Origin of the sequence: Micrococcus sp. TA1, from assembly GCF_014199555.1 — a bacterium.
Classification (GTDB): domain Bacteria; phylum Actinomycetota; class Actinomycetes; order Actinomycetales; family Micrococcaceae; genus Citricoccus.
On the sequence record NZ_JACHNW010000001.1, the window covers coordinates 2,504,590 to 2,522,220 of the forward strand.

Annotated in this window: 14 protein-coding genes; 11 read left to right on the forward strand and 3 right to left on the reverse strand. The window is 71.7% G+C overall.

Annotation, left to right across the window (positions count from 1 at the left end; all coding sequences use genetic code 11):
• The first annotated feature begins 94 nt into the window (after positions 1 to 94).
• The 6 genes from GGQ69_RS11040 to GGQ69_RS11065 are packed head-to-tail and all read left to right on the forward strand — an operon-like array spanning position 95 to position 8,457.
• A complete protein-coding gene (locus GGQ69_RS11040) occupies positions 95 to 1,651 on the forward strand; it encodes an NAD(P)/FAD-dependent oxidoreductase (RefSeq protein ID WP_183527968.1) in 1,557 nt (518 codons plus the stop codon).
• A complete protein-coding gene (locus GGQ69_RS11045; protein WP_183527970.1) occupies positions 1,648 to 2,559 on the forward strand; it encodes a universal stress protein in 912 nt (303 codons plus the stop codon). Before GGQ69_RS11040 ends, GGQ69_RS11045 begins: the two co-directional genes overlap by 4 nt.
• 1 nt (position 2,560) lies before the next feature.
• On the forward strand, positions 2,561 to 4,117 hold the full coding sequence (locus GGQ69_RS11050; protein WP_183527972.1) for an APC family permease: 1,557 nt from the start codon (positions 2,561 to 2,563) through the stop codon (positions 4,115 to 4,117).
• Entirely contained in the window at positions 4,117 to 5,205 is a 1,089-nt protein-coding gene (locus GGQ69_RS11055) for an agmatine/peptidylarginine deiminase (protein ID WP_183527974.1), read from the forward strand. The genes GGQ69_RS11050 and GGQ69_RS11055 overlap by 1 nt, the downstream gene beginning before the upstream one ends.
• Positions 5,192 to 7,033 carry an amidase gene (locus tag GGQ69_RS11060; protein WP_255459486.1) on the forward strand — a complete coding sequence of 614 codons (1,842 nt, stop codon included), beginning with the start codon at positions 5,192 to 5,194 and terminating at the stop codon, positions 7,031 to 7,033. The genes GGQ69_RS11055 and GGQ69_RS11060 overlap by 14 nt, the downstream gene beginning before the upstream one ends.
• 5 nt (positions 7,034 to 7,038) lie before the next feature.
• Positions 7,039 to 8,457 (forward strand): NAD-dependent succinate-semialdehyde dehydrogenase, encoded by a 1,419-nt coding sequence (locus GGQ69_RS11065; protein WP_255459487.1) that lies wholly within the window; start codon positions 7,039 to 7,041, stop codon positions 8,455 to 8,457.
• Positions 8,458 to 8,462: 5 nt separating this feature from the next.
• Here the strand turns inward: GGQ69_RS11065 and GGQ69_RS11070 are convergent, their stop codons facing one another.
• Positions 8,463 to 9,032, reverse strand: coding sequence for a DUF6328 family protein (locus GGQ69_RS11070; RefSeq protein ID WP_183527980.1), 570 nt, complete (start codon positions 9,030 to 9,032; stop codon positions 8,463 to 8,465).
• Complete coding sequence (locus GGQ69_RS11075; protein WP_183527982.1) at positions 9,029 to 11,668, reverse strand: ATP-dependent DNA ligase; 2,640 nt, start codon at positions 11,666 to 11,668, stop codon at positions 9,029 to 9,031. Before GGQ69_RS11075 ends, GGQ69_RS11070 begins: the two co-directional genes overlap by 4 nt.
• Before the next feature lie 43 nt (positions 11,669 to 11,711).
• On the opposite strand from GGQ69_RS11075, the gene GGQ69_RS11080 reads away from it, so the two are divergent.
• Positions 11,712 to 12,785: a Ku protein gene (locus GGQ69_RS11080; protein WP_183527984.1), complete on the forward strand. Its 1,074-nt coding sequence runs from the start codon at positions 11,712 to 11,714 to the stop codon at positions 12,783 to 12,785.
• 1 nt (position 12,786) lies between these two features.
• On the forward strand, positions 12,787 to 13,857 hold the full coding sequence (locus tag GGQ69_RS11085; RefSeq protein ID WP_183527986.1) for a DNA topoisomerase IB: 1,071 nt from the start codon (positions 12,787 to 12,789) through the stop codon (positions 13,855 to 13,857).
• A 21-nt stretch (positions 13,858 to 13,878) separates the two neighbouring features.
• On the opposite strand, the gene GGQ69_RS11090 is transcribed toward GGQ69_RS11085, so the two are convergent.
• Positions 13,879 to 14,151 carry a Rho termination factor N-terminal domain-containing protein gene (locus GGQ69_RS11090; protein WP_183527988.1) on the reverse strand — a complete coding sequence of 91 codons (273 nt, stop codon included), beginning with the start codon at positions 14,149 to 14,151 and terminating at the stop codon, positions 13,879 to 13,881.
• Between the two features lie 218 nt (positions 14,152 to 14,369).
• Between GGQ69_RS11090 and GGQ69_RS11095 the strand changes: the two genes are divergently transcribed.
• The 3 genes from GGQ69_RS11095 (at position 14,370) to arr (ending at position 17,580) form a co-directional block, all read left to right on the forward strand.
• Positions 14,370 to 15,641: an NRAMP family divalent metal transporter gene (locus tag GGQ69_RS11095; RefSeq protein ID WP_183527990.1), complete on the forward strand. Its 1,272-nt coding sequence runs from the start codon at positions 14,370 to 14,372 to the stop codon at positions 15,639 to 15,641.
• Positions 15,638 to 16,489, forward strand: a complete 852-nt coding sequence (locus tag GGQ69_RS11100) for a putative hydro-lyase (RefSeq protein WP_183527992.1) — start codon at positions 15,638 to 15,640, stop codon at positions 16,487 to 16,489. The genes GGQ69_RS11095 and GGQ69_RS11100 overlap by 4 nt, the downstream gene beginning before the upstream one ends.
• Before the next feature lie 644 nt (positions 16,490 to 17,133).
• A complete protein-coding gene (gene arr / locus GGQ69_RS11105; RefSeq protein WP_183528601.1) occupies positions 17,134 to 17,580 on the forward strand; it encodes an NAD(+)--rifampin ADP-ribosyltransferase in 447 nt (148 codons plus the stop codon).
• Positions 17,581 to 17,631 lie beyond the last annotated feature (51 nt).

Consider the following 17,631-nt stretch of genomic DNA (forward strand, 5'->3'; position numbering starts at 1 on the left):
CCTCCACCACCGAGGCTCACCGACCCCTTGCGCCCCCGACCAGGACGTGTACTGTGTCACAAAACGAATGTTATTCATTTACGGGAGCCCGACCATGAGTACCACCACCCCCGAACGCACTGACGACGCCTCAGGAACCGTCCCGACCATCGACCGCGACGTGGTGGTCATCGGGGCGGGACCTGCCGGACTGATGGCCGCCCGCACCCTCCGGGAGGCCGGCCACAGCGTCGCCGTCCTGGAGGCGCGGCCCCGCGTGGGGGGCCGGACGTGGAACGGCCGGGTGGCGGACGCCAGCGGCCGGGAGCACTTCATCGAGATCGGCGGGCAGTGGATCTCCCCGGACCAGACCCGGCTGATCGACCTGGTCGAGGAGCTGGGCCTGGAGACCTTCCCGCGCTACCGCGAGGGTGCATCCGTCTACGTGGCGCCGGACGGGACGCGGCACACCTACACCGGTGACCGCATGCCGGTCTCCGACCGGACCGCCGCCGAGATGGAGCGGCTGATCGGCCTGCTGGACGAGCTCACCGTGGAGATCGGGGCCAGTGCGCCGTGGGCGGCGGACCGCGCTGCCGAGCTCGACTCCATCTCCTTCCGGACCTGGCTCAGCAGCCACTCGGACGACCAGGAGGCGATCGACAACGTCTCGATCTACGTGGCCTCCGGCATGCTCACCAAGCCCTCCCACGCCTTCTCCGTGCTGCAGGCCGTGCTCATGGCGGCCTCGGCGGGGTCCTTCTCGAACCTGGTGGACGAGGACTTCATCCTGGACCGGCGCGTGGTGGGCGGGATGCAGACGGTGTCCGAGCGACTGGCCGAGGAGATCGGCGAGGACCTGTACCTGTCCACCCCGGTGCGGGAGCTGGAGTGGGCCACCCCGGACCCCGCCACCGCGGATCCGCTGAACGGCATCGCGGCGGACGTGCGCGACGGCGTGCCGGAGAACGGTGCCCCCGGCCGGGTGGTCGCCCACTCCGACCGCGTGGTCGTCCGGGCGCGGAACGCCGTGCTGGCCGTCCCGCCGAACCTCTACTCGCGCATCCAGTTCACCCCGCCGCTGCCGCGCGAGCAGCAGATCGCCCACCAGCACCTCTCGATGGGCCTGGTCATCAAGGTCCACGCCGTCTACGAGACCCCCTTCTGGCGCGCCCAGGGCCTGTCCGGCACCGGCTTCGGCGGCGGCCGCCTGGTGCAGGAGGTCTACGACAACACGAACTACGGCCCCAACCTCGCCGGCGGCGAGCCCGGCACGGAGGACCCGCACGGGACCCTGGTGGGCTTCATCTCGGACGTCCACGCCGAACGGATGTGGGCCCTGCCGGCCGAGGAGCGCCGGCGACAGGTCCTGGAGGCGCTGGCGCTCTACCTGGGGCCGCAGGCGCTGGAGCCGATCGCCTTCTACCTCTCGGACATGGCGGCCGAGGAGTGGACGCGCGGCGCCTACGCGGCCAGCTATGACCTGGGCGGGCTGCACCGCTGGGGCCACCTGCAGAACCGTCCCACCGGGCCCATCCACTACGCCTGCTCGGACATCGCCGCCGAGGGCTACCAGCACGTGGACGGCGCGGTGCGCATGGGCGAGGCCGCGGCGCGGCAGATCCTCGCACACGCCGGCCGGCCGGTCCTCACCGAGGGGACGCTCCGATGACCCGGCACCTGCTGGTCGGCTACCTGGCGACCTCCACGGGACGGGACGCCCTGAATCTGGGCATCGCACTGGCCCGGGAGCAGGACGCCCGGCTCCACGTGGTGATGATCGCCCCGCTGGACAGCGCCTACGCCGGGATCTATCCGCCGGCCGGCGGGTACGGCAGCATCCTCGAGGAACAACTGGGTGCCTGGCTCGACGAGGCGCTGGCCTCCGTCCCGGACGACGTCCCGGCCACCGGCCACGTGGTCACGGCCGAGTCGGACGCCGAAGGGCTGCTGGCCGCGGCCGGGCAACTGGACTGCTCGATGATCGTCATCGGCGGCCGCAGCGGCGGACTGCTGCGTCGATACCGCCTCGGCTCCGTCGCCACCACCCTCCTGCACACGGCGCCGATCCCGGTGGCCCTGGCCCCGGCCGGATACCGGCACGGTGGGCCCGTGGGCCGGCTGACGGCGATGTTCGGCCCGCGGCCGGGCGCCGTCGACGTCGTCGGCCTGGGCATCCAGGCGGCCCGTCGCCGGTCCATCCCGTTGCGCCTGGTCTCCCTCGTGCTGCTGGACCGGGCCGAGGAGGGTTCCGGCCCGGGCACCGCTGCGGACGACGAGGACGTCCTGGCCTCCGTCACCCAGTACGCGAACCGGCGGCTGGCCGACGAGGCCGCCGAGATGCTCGACCAGGGCCGGGCCAGCACGCTCGTCGCCTCCGGGCCGACCGTGGACCACGCCATGGCCCACCTCGAGTGGGAGCCCGACGACGTCGTCGTCGTGGGCTCCTCCCGGCTGGCCGCCCGCGGCCGGCTGTTCCTGGGCAGCACCGCCGCGAAGATGCTGCGCACCGTCCCGGTCCCGGTGGTGGTCGTGCCCGCCGGCCACACCGGTCCCGCCACTGCTGAAAGTGACCACTGACATGAGCACTGCGAACACCGTGCCGCCCCGGCCCACCGAGGACCGGGCCGTCTCCGCCAAGGGACTGGCCCGGGGCCAGGTGGGGGTGATCGGCGCCGTCGTGATCGGCGTGGGCTGCATCGCCCCGGCCTACACCCTGACCGCCGGGCTCGGGCCCACCATCTCGGTGGTCGGCACCCACGTGCCGGCCATCCTGCTGCTCGGCTTCCTGCCCATGCTGCTGGTCGCCTTCGGCTACCGCGAGCTCAACTCGCGGGTGCCCGACTCCGGGACGTCCTTCACCTGGGCCACCAAGGCCTTCAACCCCTGGATCGGCTGGATGGGCGGCTGGGGCCTGATCGCGGCCACGGTGATCGTGCTGTCCAACCTGGCCGCCGTGGCGGTGGACTTCTTCTACCTGCTGCTGGCCCAGGTCCTCGGCAGTCCGGCGCTGGCCGAGCTGACGGACAACCTGTGGATCAACATCCCCACCACGCTGGTGTTCATCGCGGTGGCGGCCTGGATCTCCTACCGCGGGCTGAAGTCCACCCAGCACATCCAGTACGTCCTCGTGGGCTTCCAGCTACTGGTGCTGGGCGGCTTCGCCGTGGCGGCCCTCGTGCAGGCCGCCAACGGGGAGGGCTTCGACCCCACGCCCATCAGCATCGACTGGTTCAACCCGTTCAGCTTCGACGACTTCTCCATCGTCGCCGCCGGCATCTCGCTGTCCATCTTCCTGTTCTGGGGCTGGGACACCACCCTGACCATGAACGAGGAGACCAAGGACCCCCAGCGCACCTCCGGGCGGGCGGCCACCCTGACCGTGCTGATCATCATGGTGATCTACACCCTGTGCGCGCTGGCCGTCATCGCCTGGGCCGGCATCGGCACCGAGGGCCTGGGCGCCGGGAACCCGGACAACCAGGAGTCGCTGTTCGCGGTGCTCGCCAGCCCGGTGATGGGCCCGTTCGCCCTGCTGATGTCCATCGCGATCATGTCCTCCTCCTTCGCCTCCCTGCAGTCCACGATGATCTCCCCCTCGCGCACCCTGCTGGCCATGGGGTACTACCGTGCCCTGCCGCCGATGTTCTCCCGCATCAGCCCCCGGTTCCGCACCCCCTCCGTGGCCACCATCTCCTCGGCCGTGGCCGCCGGCGGCTTCTACACGATCACCCGCCTGCTCAGCGAGAACGCCCTGTGGGACACCATCACCGCCCTGGGCCTGATGATCTGCTTCTACTACGGCATCACGGCCCTGGCCTGCGTCTGGTACTTCCGCCGCGAACTGTTCACCTCGGCCCGCAACGTGGTGTTCAAGTTCCTCTTCCCGCTCATCGGCGGCGCGGTCCTGCTGGTCATGTTCTTCCAGACCGCCGTGGACTCGATCAGCCCGGACTACGGGTCGGGGTCCTCGATCGGCGGGGTGGGCATGGTGTTCGTCCTGGGCATGGGCGTGCTCGTCCTGGGCGTGGTGCTCATGCTGTGGACCCGGTTGCGCCACCCGGCCTACTTCCGCGGGGAGACCCTGGAGACCACCGAGTCCACGCGGGACACCACCGGAGAAGGACTGACCATCTGATGACCACCCTCGGCCCTTCGGTCATGCCCCCGGAGTGGGCACCCCACGAGCGCACCTGGATGTCCTTCCCCACCCCCAACGACACGTTCGGCGCCCCCGGCTCGGAGGGCCTGGGGCGGGCCCGCACCGCCTGGACGTCCGTGGCGCGCACGATCGCCCGGTACGAGCCGGTCACCGTGGTGTCCCACCCGCAGGACGAGGCGGCGGCCCGGGACCTGCTCGGGTCCGACGTCGAGATCCTCCCCGCCGTCCTGGACGACGCCTGGATGCGCGACTCCGGCCCGACGTTCACCCTGGATCCCTTCGGAGCGCTCTCGGCGGTCAACTGGGTCTTCAACGGCTGGGGGGCCCAGTCCTGGGCCCGGTGGGACCAGGACCGGCACCTCGCCGCCACCGTCGCCCACCACGCCCAGGTCCCGGCGCGGGACTCCCGGCTGGTCAACGAGGGCGGCGGGTTCCACGTCGACGGCCGGGGGACGGTCCTGCTGACGGAGACCGTGCAACTGGACCCCGACCGCAACCCGGGCCTGACCCGCTCCGCGGTGGAGGCCGAGATCCACCACCAGCTGGGCACCACCCACGCGGTGTGGCTCTCCCGCGGGCTGACGCGGGACTACGACGGCTTCGGCACCCGCGGGCACGTGGACATCGTCGCGTCCTTCACCGAGGCCGGCACCGTGCTGCTGCACCGCCAGGACGACCCCGGGCACCCCGACCACCAGGTCACCCGTCGGTTGCGCGAGGAACTGGGCGGTGCGGTCGACGCCCAGGGCCGGCCGCTGCGCGTGGTGGACGTCCCCGCCCCGTCCGCGCTGCGCGATGCCGAGGGATGGGTCGACTACTCCTACATCAATCACTACGTGGCCAACGGCGCCGTCATCCTGTGCGCCTTCGGCGAGCCCGAAGCCGACGCGCTGGCCGCCGGGATCCTCGGCGAGGCCTACCCGGGACGCACCGTGGAGCTCGTGGACGCCCGGGACATCTTCGCCTTCGGCGGCGGCATCCACTGCATCACCCAGCAGCAGCCGGCAGCGGGTGCGGACCGGGGCACGCTCGCCCCGCGCGGGTCGGTCGATGGGGATGCTTGACGTCACCGAGACGTCGATCGCCGAGCTCCGGACGGCCCTGGAGTCCGGTCGCACCACCGCCGTGGAGCTCGTGCACGCCTACCGGGCGCGCATCGCCCACTATGACCGGCCGGCGCAGTCCGCCTCCGGCACGGTGGCCACGCACCGGGCCCCCGATGGCGGCATCCCGCTGAACTCGGTGATCGTGGACAACCCCCGGGCCCTGGAGGAGGCCCGCGCCTCGGACGAGCGGCGCGCCGCCGGCGCGGTGCGGGGACCGCTGGACGGCATTCCCTACACCGCGAAGGACTCGTTCATGGCCCGCGGGCTGACCGTGGCGGCCGGGTCCCCGGCGTTCGCCGGCCTCGTGGCCCGGTGGGACGCCTTCACCATCGAGCGGCTGCGGGACGCCGGGGCGGTGCTGCTGGGGTTGACGAACATGCCGCCCATGGCCAACGGGGGCATGCAGCGCGGCCTGTACGGGCGGGCGGAGAGTCCCTACAACCCCGACTACCTCACCAGCGCCTTCGCCTCCGGTTCCTCGAACGGCTCCGGGACGGCCACGGCCGCGAGCCTCGGCGCCTTCGGCCTGGGCGAGGAGACCTGGTCGTCCGGCCGGGCGCCCGCCTCCTGTAACGCCCTGTGCGCCTACACCCCCTCCCGCGGGATGATCTCCGTGCGGGGCAACTGGCCGCTGGTGCCCACCATGGACGTGGTGGTCCCCCACACCCGTTCCATGGCGGACCTGCTCGAGGTGCTGGACGTCATCGTCGCCGACGACCACACCGCCCGCGGGGACTTCTGGCGCCTCCAGCCGTGGATCCGCCTCCCCCGGGCCGGTGACGTCCGGCCACCGTCCTACCCCGCCCTCGCCGCGGCGTCCGGGCCCGACGGCGGCCGGGGCGCCCTGGCGGGCAGGCGACTGGGCGTGCCCCGGATGTACGTCAACGCCGACCCGGACGCCGGCACCGGACCCGACCACCGCGGGTCCGCCGGCATCGGGGGCCCGATGGGCCGGCGCGTCGAGACGCGCCCCTCCGTGATCGAGCTCTGGCAGGCGGCCCGGGCCGCGCTGGAGACGGCCGGCGCCACCGTCGTGGCGGTGGACTTCCCGGTCGTCACGAACTACGAGGGTGACCGCCCCGGGGCCCCGACCATCGGCACCCGCGGACTGGTGTCCCCCGAGTTCCTGCACGCGGAGGTCACCGAGCTGTCCGCGTGGGCCTGGGAGGACTTCCTCCAGGCCAACGGGGACCCGGGACTGGACACGCTGGCCGGGGTGGACGGCGCCCGGATCTTCCCGCACCCGGCCGGCGCCCTGCCGGACCGCTACGAGGGGTTCGGCGACGACATCGCCGCCTTCCCGGAGATCATCCGGACCCGCGGTCCCGGAACCACGGTGGAGTCGATCCCACACCTGGCGCAGGGCCTCGCCGGTCTGGAACGGACCCGCCGGACCGACCTCGAGGACTGGATGGACGGGCTGGGGCTGGACGCGGTCGTCTTCCCCGCCCTGGCCGACGTCGGGCCCGCCGACGCCGACGTGAACCCCCGCTCGGCCGAGCTGGCCTGGCGCAACGGGACCTGGGTGGCCAACGGCAACCTGGTCCCCCGGCACCTGGGCATCCCCACCGTCACCGTCCCGATGGGCACCGCCCCGGACATCGCCATGCCCTTCGGGCTGACCTTCGCCGGCCGCGCCTACGACGACACCACCCTGCTCCGGCTCGCCTGCGCGTTCGAGGCGACCGGCCCGTACCGGTCCCCGCCTCCACGGACCACGGTCCGGGCACCGACCACCGAATCCCCCTCCACGCATTCCACCCCACGCACGGAAGAGGCATCATGACCACTATGGACACTGTGAGCACCGACACCACCCCCACCACGTCACCGGCCTATCGCGCCGTCAATCCGGCCACCGGCCGGACCGTCAGCGAACACCCGGTCGCCACCGACGAGCAGGTCGAGCAGGCCATCGCCACCGCCCACCGGGCCTTCGAGGACTGGCGCTCCCGCGACATCGGCGAGCGGGCCGGCATCGTGGCCCGGATCGCCGAGCTGTTCGAGGAGCGCGCCGACGCGCTGGCCGAGACCATCACCCGCGAGATGGGCAAGCCGATCGCCGAGTCCCGCGGGGAGGCCGAGTTCAGCGCGGAGATCTTCCGGTACTACGCGGACAACGGCCCGCAGCTCGCCGCCGACCAGGTCCTCGACAGCACCGACGGGTCCAGCAACGTCATCCAGCGCCGGCCGCTGGGCGTGCTGCTGGGCATCATGCCGTGGAACTACCCGTACTACCAGGTGGCCCGCTTCGCCGCCCCGAACCTGGTGCTGGGCAACACCATCCTGCTCAAGCACGCCGAGATCGTCCCCGAGTCCGCGCTGGCCATCGAGCAGCTGTTCCGCGACGCCGGCGTGCCCGAGGGGGTCTACCAGAACCTGTTCGCCACGCACGACCAGGTCGGCACGATCATCGCCGACCCCCGGGTCCTGGGCGTCTCGCTGACGGGTTCCGAGCGGGCCGGCGCCGCGGTGGCCGAGCAGGCCGGCCGGCACCTGAAGAAGGCCGTCCTGGAACTGGGCGGGTCCGACCCCTACGTCATCCTCTCCACGGACGACCCCCGCCAGGCGGCCCGCGACGCGCTGGCCATCCGGCTGGAGAACACCGGCCAGGCGTGCAACTCGAACAAGCGCCTGATCGTCATGGACGACGTCTTCGACGACTTCGTCGACGAACTGGTGCAGCAGGTCTCCGGGCTGCAGCCCGCCGATCCGGCCCAGGAGCGGGAGGGCACCTTCGGCCCGCTGTCCTCGGAGTCCGCGGCGCAGACCCTGGTCGACCAGATCGAGCGCGCGGTGGCTGCCGGCGGCACCCTGCACGTGGGCGGCCGGCGCGCCGACCGGGAGGGCTTCTACGTGGAGCCGGCCGTGATCACGGACATCCCCCAGGACTCCGACGTCTACCGCGAGGAGTTCTTCGGCCCGGTCCTGGCGGTGTACCGGGTGTCCAGTGACGAGGAGGCGATCGCCCTGGCCAACAACACCCCCTACGGCCTGGGATCGACCGTGTTCGCCACCGAGGCGGGGCGCGCCGAGCGGTTCGCCGAGCAGCTGGAGGCCGGGATGGTCGGTGCCAACCAGTCGCCGCCGGAGGCCGCGAACATGCCCTTCGGCGGCGTGAAGCGCTCCGGTTTCGGCCGGGAACTCGGGCCGCTGGGCATGGACGAGTTCGTGAACAAGCGGCTCATGTCCGTGGCCCGGACCCGGTAGTCGTCTCAGCGTCCGCCGGCGTCACCCTCGTCGCCCGCGTGGACCCGCCGCGGTGGCAGCGCCAGCATCAGCAGCGCGATCACCGCGGCGGTGACACCGGCGATCCACCAGGCCCGGGCGGGCTCGAGCACGGCGTGTGCGATGAGCGCCACGCAGCCGGCCAGCAGCACCCCCTGCCCGGCCAGGCAGACCTTCACCAGCAGGTTCCCCCAGGCCACGGTCTGGTCCTTGACGTGCCGGCCGAACAACCGGCGGTGGATGACCACGGGCAGCAGCATCAGGGTCGTCAGGACCACCGCGGCCAGTAACAGGGCCATGTACCAGCCGATGATCTCCCCGGCCACCTCCTCGAAACGGGCCTGGAAGGGCAGCACGATCAGGAACGCGGTGACGATCTGCGTGCCCGTCTGCATCACCCGCAGCTCCTGGAGCAGGTCGTTCCAGTTCCGGTCCAGCTTCTCGGCGGGCGTCTCGTGCCGCAGCCCGGTGGGGTCCCCGGGCCGGCCTGAGGGATCCCCGGGCAGACCCGGATCCGCCGGCGGGTCGGCGCCACCCGGCCGGCCTGCGTGGTTCACGGGACCTCCCAGCGAACCTCGTCCACGGACTTGTCCGGCCGCCAGCCCCGCCAGGACGCCTGGCGCAGCCGCCCTGCGCGGGTGCGTCCGGCCAGGGACACCTCCGCCACCTCCGACGGCGTGACCCACCAGGCGTCCGAACGGTCCCCGGCCGGGACATCGTCCACGGGCGGGGTGTCCCGGGCCAGTGGCCGCAGCCGCTGTTCCACCTCCACCAGCTGGCCGGCCGAGAAGCCCGTGCCCACCCGGCCCGCGTAGCGCAGTGTCCCGTTCTCGTCCGGAATGGCCGCCAGCAGGGAACCGATGCCGCCGGAGCGCTCACCCCGGCCCTCACGGACGCCGATCACCACGATCTCCTGGTGCTGCTGCAGCTTGAGCTTGATCCACGCCGACCCGCGGCGGCCCGGCAGGTAGACGGAACCGGTGCGCTTGGCCACCACGCCCTCCAGCCCCATCGCGCGGCTGATCCGCTGGGCCTGGGCCAGGGAGCCATGGTAGGCCGGCGGCACGGACACCACCTCCCCCTCTCCGAGGGAGGCTTCCAGGATCACCCGTCGCTCACCGTAGGCGGTGCGCAGCAGGGAATGGCGTCGGTGCTGCGACGTGCCGGGCGGGCCGAGCTGGAGGATGTCGAACACGATGAGGCGCAGCTCCCCGGTCCCGTCCTGCAGCATCCCGAAGTCCGGCCTGCCCTGGTCGTCGAGGGACACCAGCTCCCCGTCGAGCACCGCTCCCCCGCGGTCCGCGGCCTCGCCCCGGAGCAGCCCGGTGAGTTCCTGCAGTGCGGGATAGCGGTCGGTGAGGTCCTGGCCGTTCCGGCTCGTCAGGACCACCCGGTCCTGGCTGACCCCGGCGACCACCCGCCAGCCGTCCCACTTCATCTCGAAGGACCAGTCCTCGTCCGCGGTCAGATCCGCGGGGCGGCCCGCCGTGGCCAGCATGGGGGCCGGCAGGTCCTCCGGGCCGAAGGAGGCCGCGGGGCCGGCCCCCACGGTCCTGTTCCCGGCCGCCCTGTTTCCGGCCGCCCTGTTTCCGGCCGCCTTGTTCCCGGCCGCCGTCTTCCCTGCCGGTTTCTTCGCTGCCGCCTTGTTCCCTGCCGTCTGCTTCCCTGCCGTCGTCGCGTCCGGGGCCGCAGGGACCCCGGGCGTGGACTGCCCGGTGTCCGGCTGGTCCTTCATCAGGTGGATCAGCCAGTTGCGTTCCCCGCCCATGCCGGGCGCGTTGATCAGCGCGTAGCGGCGGGGCACCCCGCCGAGCCCGCCGTCCGGGCGGCCGTGCAGGACGCCGATGACCTCCTTGCCCTCGCGCCACTTCTCCAGCTCCCAGGTGCCCGCGTCCCAGATGGTGACCTCCCCGGCCCCGTACTCGCCCGGGGCGATCGTGCCCTCGAAGGTGCCGTACTCCAGCGGGTGGTCCTCCGTCATCACCGCCAGCCGGTTCTGGTCCGTGTCCAGCGGCGGGCCCTTGGGCACGGCCCAGGACACCAGCACCCCGGAGTGCTCCAGCCGGAAGTCCCAGTGCAGGCGGCGGGCGTGGTGCTCCTGGATCACGAAGCTGGGCAGCTGTCCCTCACCGAGCTCCCGCTCGACCGGAGCCTGTGCCGGGACCGGTTCGGCGGTCTTGTCCGGGTCGCGCATGGAGCGGTACCTCGAGAGCCGGTCGATGGCCTCGGCCGTGCCGCTGCCGGCACCCGCCCCGCCGTCGTCGTCCCCGGTCTCCTCATCCCCACCGTCTCGGCCGTCCGGGGTCCAGCCCAGCGGGGCGATCGGGTCCAGGCCCCCGGCCACCCGTTCCAGGACCTCCTCGAACTCGAGGTGGCGCAGCCGGGGGTCCTCCAGTTCCTCCCAGGTCCGGGGCGCGGCCACCCACGGGTGCTCCCGTCCGCGCAGCGAGTAGGGGCTGACCGTGGTCTTGGAGGCGTTGTTCTGGCTCCAGTCCACGAACACCTTGCCCGCGCGCAGAGACCGCTTCATCGCCGAGACCACCAGGTCACGGTGGTCGGCCTCCAGGGCGCGGGCCAGTTCGTGGGCGACCGCGCTGACAGCCTCGGCATTGTGCCTGCCGTCCAGCCCCGCGTACAGGTGGATGCCCTTGGACCCGGAGGTGACGGGATAGGCCTCCAGCCCCATGTCCGTGAGCAGGTCACGGCACAACCGGGCCACCTCCGCGCACTCGGCGAGCCCGGCGCCCTCACCGGGGTCAAGGTCCAGCACGAGCCGGTCCGGGTTGCGCGGCTGGCCGTTGCGGCCGAAGCGCCACTGCGGGGTGTGCAGTTCCAGGGCCGCGACCTGGGCGAACCAGGCCAGCACGGCCGGTTCGTCGGCCAGCGGATAGGTGTTGGTCCGCTCGGCGTGGACGATCCGGCCGGTGGGGATCCAGGCCGGGGCGGAGTCCTCGAGGTCCTTGCGGAAGAACACGGTGCCGGGCCTGTCCGCGGTGCCCACGCCGTCGACCCAGCGCTTGCGGGTGACCGGCCGGCGGGCGACCTGCGGGATGAGCACGTCGGCGACCCCGAGATAGTAGCGCATCACCTCGGCCTTGGTGGTGCCGGTGGCCGGGTAGAGGACCTTGTCGAGGTTGGAGACGGAGAGCGATCTCTGCCCCACGGTGTAGGTCTGGCGGGTTGTCCGTGCCACGTGCCCTCCCGCGACCCCCCGGCGGCCGCATATGCTGACCGCCATGCGAGCCATTTGGTCTGGATCTATCACTTTCGGGCTGGTGAACGTCCCTGTCAAGGCATACTCCACCACCACCGACCACGACGTGTCCTTCCACCAGGTCCACGACGCCGACGGCGGCCGGATCCGGTACCAGCGCCGGTGCGAGGTGTGCGGGAAGAAGATCGACTACGAGCACATCGACAAGGCCTACGACGACGGCGACCAGACCGTGGTGATCCACGAGGAGGAGTTCGAGGCCCTCCCCGAGGCCACCAACGACGAGATCGAGGTGGTCCAGTTCGTCCCCTCCGACCAGGTGGACCCGGTGACGCTGGAGAAGAGCTACTTCCTGGAGCCGCAGGGCAAGTCCCCCAAGTCCTACCTGCTGCTGCGCGAGGCCCTGCAGTCCACGGACCGCACCGCGATCGTCACCTTCGCGCTGCGGCAGAAGACCCGGCTGGGCGTGCTGCGGGTGCAGGACGACGTGCTGGTGCTGCAGGGCATGCACTGGGCGGACGAGATCCGGGAGGTCGACTTCCCCGCCACCCGGTCCCGGGCCAGGATCAGTCCCAAGGAGAAGAAGCTGGCCAAGGCGCTGGTGGACCAGTTCGCCTCCGACTTCACGCCGGAGGAGTTCGAGGACACGTACCAGGTGGAGCTGCGCAAGCTGATCGACGCCAAGCTCGAGCAGGGTGACTCCCTGGACACCGAGGCGACCTTCGGGGCGTCCGGGTCGGACGAGGACGCGGGCGAGGACGCCGAGGTCATCGACCTGATGGAGGCGCTCAAGGCCTCCCTGGACCGCAAGCGCGGCCGGGGCCGCACCTCCCGGTCCGGCAGGTCCAGCGGGCCCGGCAGGTCCGGGACCGCGAAGGGCAGCTCGACGTCGCGCGCCTCTGGGGCCTCGAAGACGTCGGCCGCCTCGGGCCGGAAGGGTGCCTCCGGGACGACGTCCTCGAAGGACTCGACGAGGAACTCGACGGGGGGTTCGGCGAAGGGCTCGGCGAAGTCCGCGAAGACGACGGCGAAGTCCTCCGGCCGGTCCACGCGGAAGAAGACCGGCACCCCGTCCTCGCGCCGCAAGAGCGCCTGAGGTGCCGCGGCTGGAGACGGTCTCGCCCGGCACCGGCGGGTACACCCGGCGCCGGGCGGGACGGGGCTTCACCTACTGGGGCGCCAACGGCCGCCGGATCACCCGCGAGGACGCCCTCGAGCGGATCCGGGCACTGGCGATCCCGCCGGCCTGGAAACAGGTGTGGATCGCCGCTGAGGAGAACTCCCACATCCAGGCCACCGGCGTGGACGACGCCGGGCGCACCCAGTACCTCTATCACCCGCAGTGGCGCGCGGACCGGGACGCCGAGAAGTTCGAGAAGTCGATCTCGTTCGGCCAGACCCTGCCCTCCCTGCGCCGGCGGGTCACCCGGGACCTGCGCTCCGGTGCGCAGGACCGCGACGGCGGTGCCGCCCCACGCGCGGCCGGCACCGGCCGCGGGACGGCGCGGGGCGGGACGGGCCCCGCCCCGGCGGAGGCGACCGGCCGGCGTCGGGCCCTGGCCGCGGCCGTGCGCCTGATGGACCGCGGCGCCCTGCGCGTCGGCGGGAAGGAGCACTCGGGGCAGCTGGAGGCCTTCGGGGCCACCACCCTGCAGCGGCGGCACGTCGAGGTCCAGGGGGAGGAGGTCCGCCTGGTGTTCCGGGGCAAGTCCGGCAGCGAGTGGGACCTCACCCTGCGGGACGCGGACCTGGCGGAGTTCTTCGCCGGCGTGCCGCTCACCCCGCGCACGGCCCCCGCGGTCTGCTATCCGGTGAAGTCCGGACGCCGCAAGGAGTGGAGGGGCATCTCGGCCGAGGCGGTGAACGAGTACCTGACCGAGATCGCGGGCCTGGAGTTCACCGCCAAGGACTTCCGCACGTGGCAGGGCACGATGGCCGCCGCCCGGTCGCTGGCGCGGTCCCACCGGGCGGGGGCCACCTCACCGGAGGCGGTGCGGATCGCCGTGCGGGCCAGCGCCGAGCTGCTGCACAACACCCCCACCGTGGCCCGGGAGTCCTACATCGACCCCCGGGTGCTGGACCTGTTCGAGAAGGGCCGGGTCATGGACCTGACGCGCCAGCCGGACCGGGCCCTGCTGGCCCTGCTGACCGGGGGCGACGGGGACTGAACCGGGGACCTGCCCGGAGGCTCAGTGGTTGCGCAGCTTCTCGATCAGCTCGTCCTTGCGCAGGTCCGAGTAACCGGTGATCTCCAGTTCCCGGGCCCGGTCCTTGAGTTCCTCGACCGTCCAGTCCTCGTAGGACCCGGACTCCCCGCCGCGCTCGCCCACCTCGGAGCGGCCGTCCCGGGCGGCGGCGTTCGAGATCCGGGCCGCCTTCTCCTTGCTGGCCCCTTCCTCGCGGAGGGCCTCGTACATCTCCTGGTCCTTGAGCTGCGGGGCGTCGTCGTTCTTCTGGGGCATGCCCCCAGTGTTCTCCGGGTGGCGGCGGAAGTTCAAGTGCCGGGGCCGGCCCGGCACGACCAGTGGCGTCCGCCCCACGCCTGCACCTCTACCGGCACCTGCGCCTGCAGCTGCAATCGTGATTGTTGAACAATGTCTTGCGTGGATTGTTGAACAACCGGTAGCCTTCTCACCAGCCTGCATCTGTGATGCCAGTCACCCACCCCCCGGGAGGAACCATGAAGGACACTGCGAAGCCGGCCACCGGCACGGACCCCGCCGGGCCCGCGGGAGGGCACCCCGAGAAGGTCCCCCTCACCGTCAAGGCCCAGCGCACCGCGCTGCTCGGCGCCATGTTCCTCATGGCCACCAGCGCGATCGGCCCGGGCTTCATCGCGCAGACCGCCACCTTCACGGTCCAGCTTGGCGCCGCCTTCGCGTTCGCGATCCTGGTCTCCACGCTCGTCGACATCGCGGTCCAGCTCAACGTGTGGCGGGTCATCGGCATCTCCGGGCTGCGGGCCCAGGAGCTGGGGAACAAGGTCCTGCCCGGTGTCGGCTGGGTGCTCGCCGCGCTCGTGTTCGTCGGCGGGGCGATCTTCAACATCGGCAACATCGCCGGAACCGGCCTCGGGGCGAACGCGATGTTCGGCCTGGACCCCAAGATCGGCGGCGCCGCCTCGGCGGTCATCGCCATCCTGATCTTCCTGTCCAAGCGGGCGGGCATGGCCCTGGACCGGATCGTCGTCCTGCTCGGCGCGGTCATGATCCTGTTGATGCTCTACGTGGCGGTCGTCGCCGCCCCGCCCGTCGGGGAGGCCCTGCGCAACACGGTGTTCCCCGAGCAGGTCGACTTCCTGGTCATCACCACCCTCGTGGGAGGCACCGTCGGCGGGTACATCACCTACGCCGGGGCGCACCGCATGATCGACTCGGGCGTCCGGGGCGAGCGCGCGATCAAGCAGATCAGCCGCACCTCCGTGCTGAGCATCATCGTCACGGCCGTCATGCGCACCCTGTTGTTCCTGGCCATCTTCGGCGTGGTCGCCGGTGGCGTCGCGCTGACCAGTGACAACCTGGCCGCGGAGGCCTTCCAGAGCGCCGCGGGCGAGATCGGCCTGCGGATGTTCGGGGTCATCCTGTGGGCCGCGGCCGTCACCTCGGTCATCGGCGCCTCCTACACCTCCATCTCCTTCGTCACCCGGTCCGACGGAAACCCGCGCCGGCGCAATCTGCTCACCGTCGCGTTCATCGTGGTGTGCACCATCGCCTTCCTGCTGCTCGGCCAGGCCCCGCAGACCCTGCTCGTCTTCGCCGGCGCGTTCAACGGGCTGATCCTGCCGATCGGCTTCGGCGTGCTGCTGTGGGTGGCCATCCGCCGCCGGGACCTGTTGCACGGTTACCGCTACCCCGTGTGGCTGATCGTGATCGGCGTGCTCGTCTGGCTCATCACCGCGTTCCTGTCCGTCAACTCCTTCGTCCCCGCCATCGAGATGATGACCGGCGCATGAACCTGAGCACCCCTCCCGCACCCGGCCCCGGGAACCGCCCGGCCGACCTCGCGTCACCGTCTCCCGCCGAGGCCCAGGCACTCTCCCCCGCCGAGGCCCGGGCTCTGTTCCGCGCCGGACTGGTGCGGCCGACGTCGGGCTTCTCCGCCGGCCACGCCCAGGCGAACCTGATCATCGTCCCGCGCTCCCACGCCTTCGACCTGCTGCTGTTCGCCCAGCGCAACCCGAAGCCGATGCCGCTGCTGGGCGTGCTCGACGCCGGCGAGGTCACCTCCGAGCTGCTGGCCGGTGGGGACATCCGGACCGACGTGCCGAAGTACGTGGTCTACGAGGACGGCGTGCCGGTGGCCGAGCCGACGTCGATCACCGAGTACTGGCGGGAGGACCTGGTGACGTTCATCGTCGGCTGTTCCTTCACCTTCGAGGCGGCGCTGGTGGCCGGGGGCGTGCCGGTCGCGCACCAGGAGCAGGGCGTGAACGTGCCGATGTACCGCACCTCGGTGCGCTGCGCCCCGGCCGGCGGCCTCGCCGGGCCGCTGGTGGTCTCGATGCGCCCGGTCCCGGCCGCCCAGGTGGCCGACGCCGTGCGGATCACCTCGCGCTACCCGGCCGTCCACGGAGCCCCCGTGCACGTGGGGGCGCCGCATGAGCTGGGCATCGAGGACCTCTCGCGCCCGGACTTCGGCGACCCGGTGCAGGTCCCGGAGGGGCACCTGCCGGTGTTCTGGGCGTGCGGGGTCACCCCGCAGGCCGCCGTCATGGAGTCCCGCCCGCCCCTGGCGATCGGCCACGCGCCGGGCCACATGCTCATCACGGATGCCCGGGACTCGGACTACCTGGTGCCGTGAGACAGGCGCCGGAGGCATGAGCCCGGTTGCCAGCGACAGCAGTCGACCGCGCTGAGCGGTCGGTCCCCTCGCGGGCAGTGACCTCGTCCTGTGGACCTCAACCGTTCACGTGTCCGCTGACCGGTCTCGATCCTGCTCCCTCGCGCAGTCCCGGTGGAAAGCGCGTCACGCGCGGGCCGTCACGCACGCCCGATCAGGCTGGCCCCGGTGGAGCAGAACATGAGGCGAGAGAGTAGGCACTGGTCCGCTGCCCGTAGCGACGGCGGTCACCGGGCGAGGGCCTCACCTGTGCACCGCGCCGCCGGAGACGGGCTCGACCAAGGGTGTTGCGGGGAGCACCCCGTCACCGGACATATCACCGGGCGGGTCCTACGGGATGCCTCGTGAGGGGCACTGTTGTTCGTGCAGCTCACGTGTGTGTGTTCGGTGGGGGTTCCCTCAGCGGGACAGCCAAAGAGGTTTCCGAGTCCGGGTCGAAGAGGATTCCTCGGTGCGCTACCGCTGTATACAGAGGTGGATCGGAGGGGGCCCTCGTTACTAGAGGCGCGCGCGTCCGGGATCCCGGAGGCCTCCGTCACCTCCAGGATAAGGCGGGGAGAGGGACTTGCGGCAAGTCCGTGATGACGTGGCATGATCTCGGTCCGATGACATGGATAGAAGGAGTGCAGGTGGGCACATCCCCCGATAAGGGCCCGTTCTTCCATGGCACCGTCGCGGACCTGAGAATGGGCGACTTGCTGACAGCGGGGCACCGATCAAACTATCGCCCCGAGATCGTGATGAACCACATCTACTTCACAGCTCTGGCCGACGGCGCTGGCCTCGCGGCGGAAATCGCCGCGGAACTGGCATCGGGCGTGGTGACTCCCCGGGTCTACGTGGTCGAGCCCACGGGAGCGTTCGAGGACGACCCGAATGTGACCGACAAAAAGTTCCCCGGTAACCCCACCCGGTCGTATCGCAGCACCAACCCGCTGCGAGTCGTCTGCGAGACGACCGAGTGGGAGCGATTGACGCCCGAACAGCTGCAGACATGGCGGGCACGGCTATCGGTGCTTCTCTCAGGCGAGGGAGGGGACATCATCAATTAACGCTTCGCATCGGGATCTTTCAGGGGGCACGGCCGAGCGACTTGCGCCCGT

Excerpts from the sequence above, each read along its gene's own strand:
- GGQ69_RS11040 (WP_183527968.1), top strand. The coding sequence starts at position 95 with ATGAGTACCACCACCCCCGAACGCACTGACGACGCCTCAGGAACCGTC.
- GGQ69_RS11045 (WP_183527970.1), top strand. The coding sequence starts at position 1,648 with ATGACCCGGCACCTGCTGGTCGGCTACCTGGCGACCTCCACGGGACGG.
- GGQ69_RS11050 (WP_183527972.1), top strand. The coding sequence starts at position 2,561 with ATGAGCACTGCGAACACCGTGCCGCCCCGGCCCACCGAGGACCGGGCC.
- GGQ69_RS11055 (WP_183527974.1), top strand. The coding sequence starts at position 4,117 with ATGACCACCCTCGGCCCTTCGGTCATGCCCCCGGAGTGGGCACCCCAC.
- GGQ69_RS11060 (WP_255459486.1), top strand. The coding sequence starts at position 5,192 with ATGGGGATGCTTGACGTCACCGAGACGTCGATCGCCGAGCTCCGGACG.
- GGQ69_RS11065 (WP_255459487.1), top strand. The coding sequence starts at position 7,039 with ATGGACACTGTGAGCACCGACACCACCCCCACCACGTCACCGGCCTAT.
- GGQ69_RS11080 (WP_183527984.1), top strand. The coding sequence starts at position 11,712 with ATGCGAGCCATTTGGTCTGGATCTATCACTTTCGGGCTGGTGAACGTC.
- GGQ69_RS11090 (WP_183527988.1), bottom strand. The coding sequence starts at position 14,151 with ATGCCCCAGAAGAACGACGACGCCCCGCAGCTCAAGGACCAGGAGATG.
- GGQ69_RS11095 (WP_183527990.1), top strand. The coding sequence starts at position 14,370 with ATGAAGGACACTGCGAAGCCGGCCACCGGCACGGACCCCGCCGGGCCC.
- GGQ69_RS11100 (WP_183527992.1), top strand. The coding sequence starts at position 15,638 with ATGAACCTGAGCACCCCTCCCGCACCCGGCCCCGGGAACCGCCCGGCC.
- arr (WP_183528601.1), top strand. The coding sequence starts at position 17,134 with ATGACATGGATAGAAGGAGTGCAGGTGGGCACATCCCCCGATAAGGGC.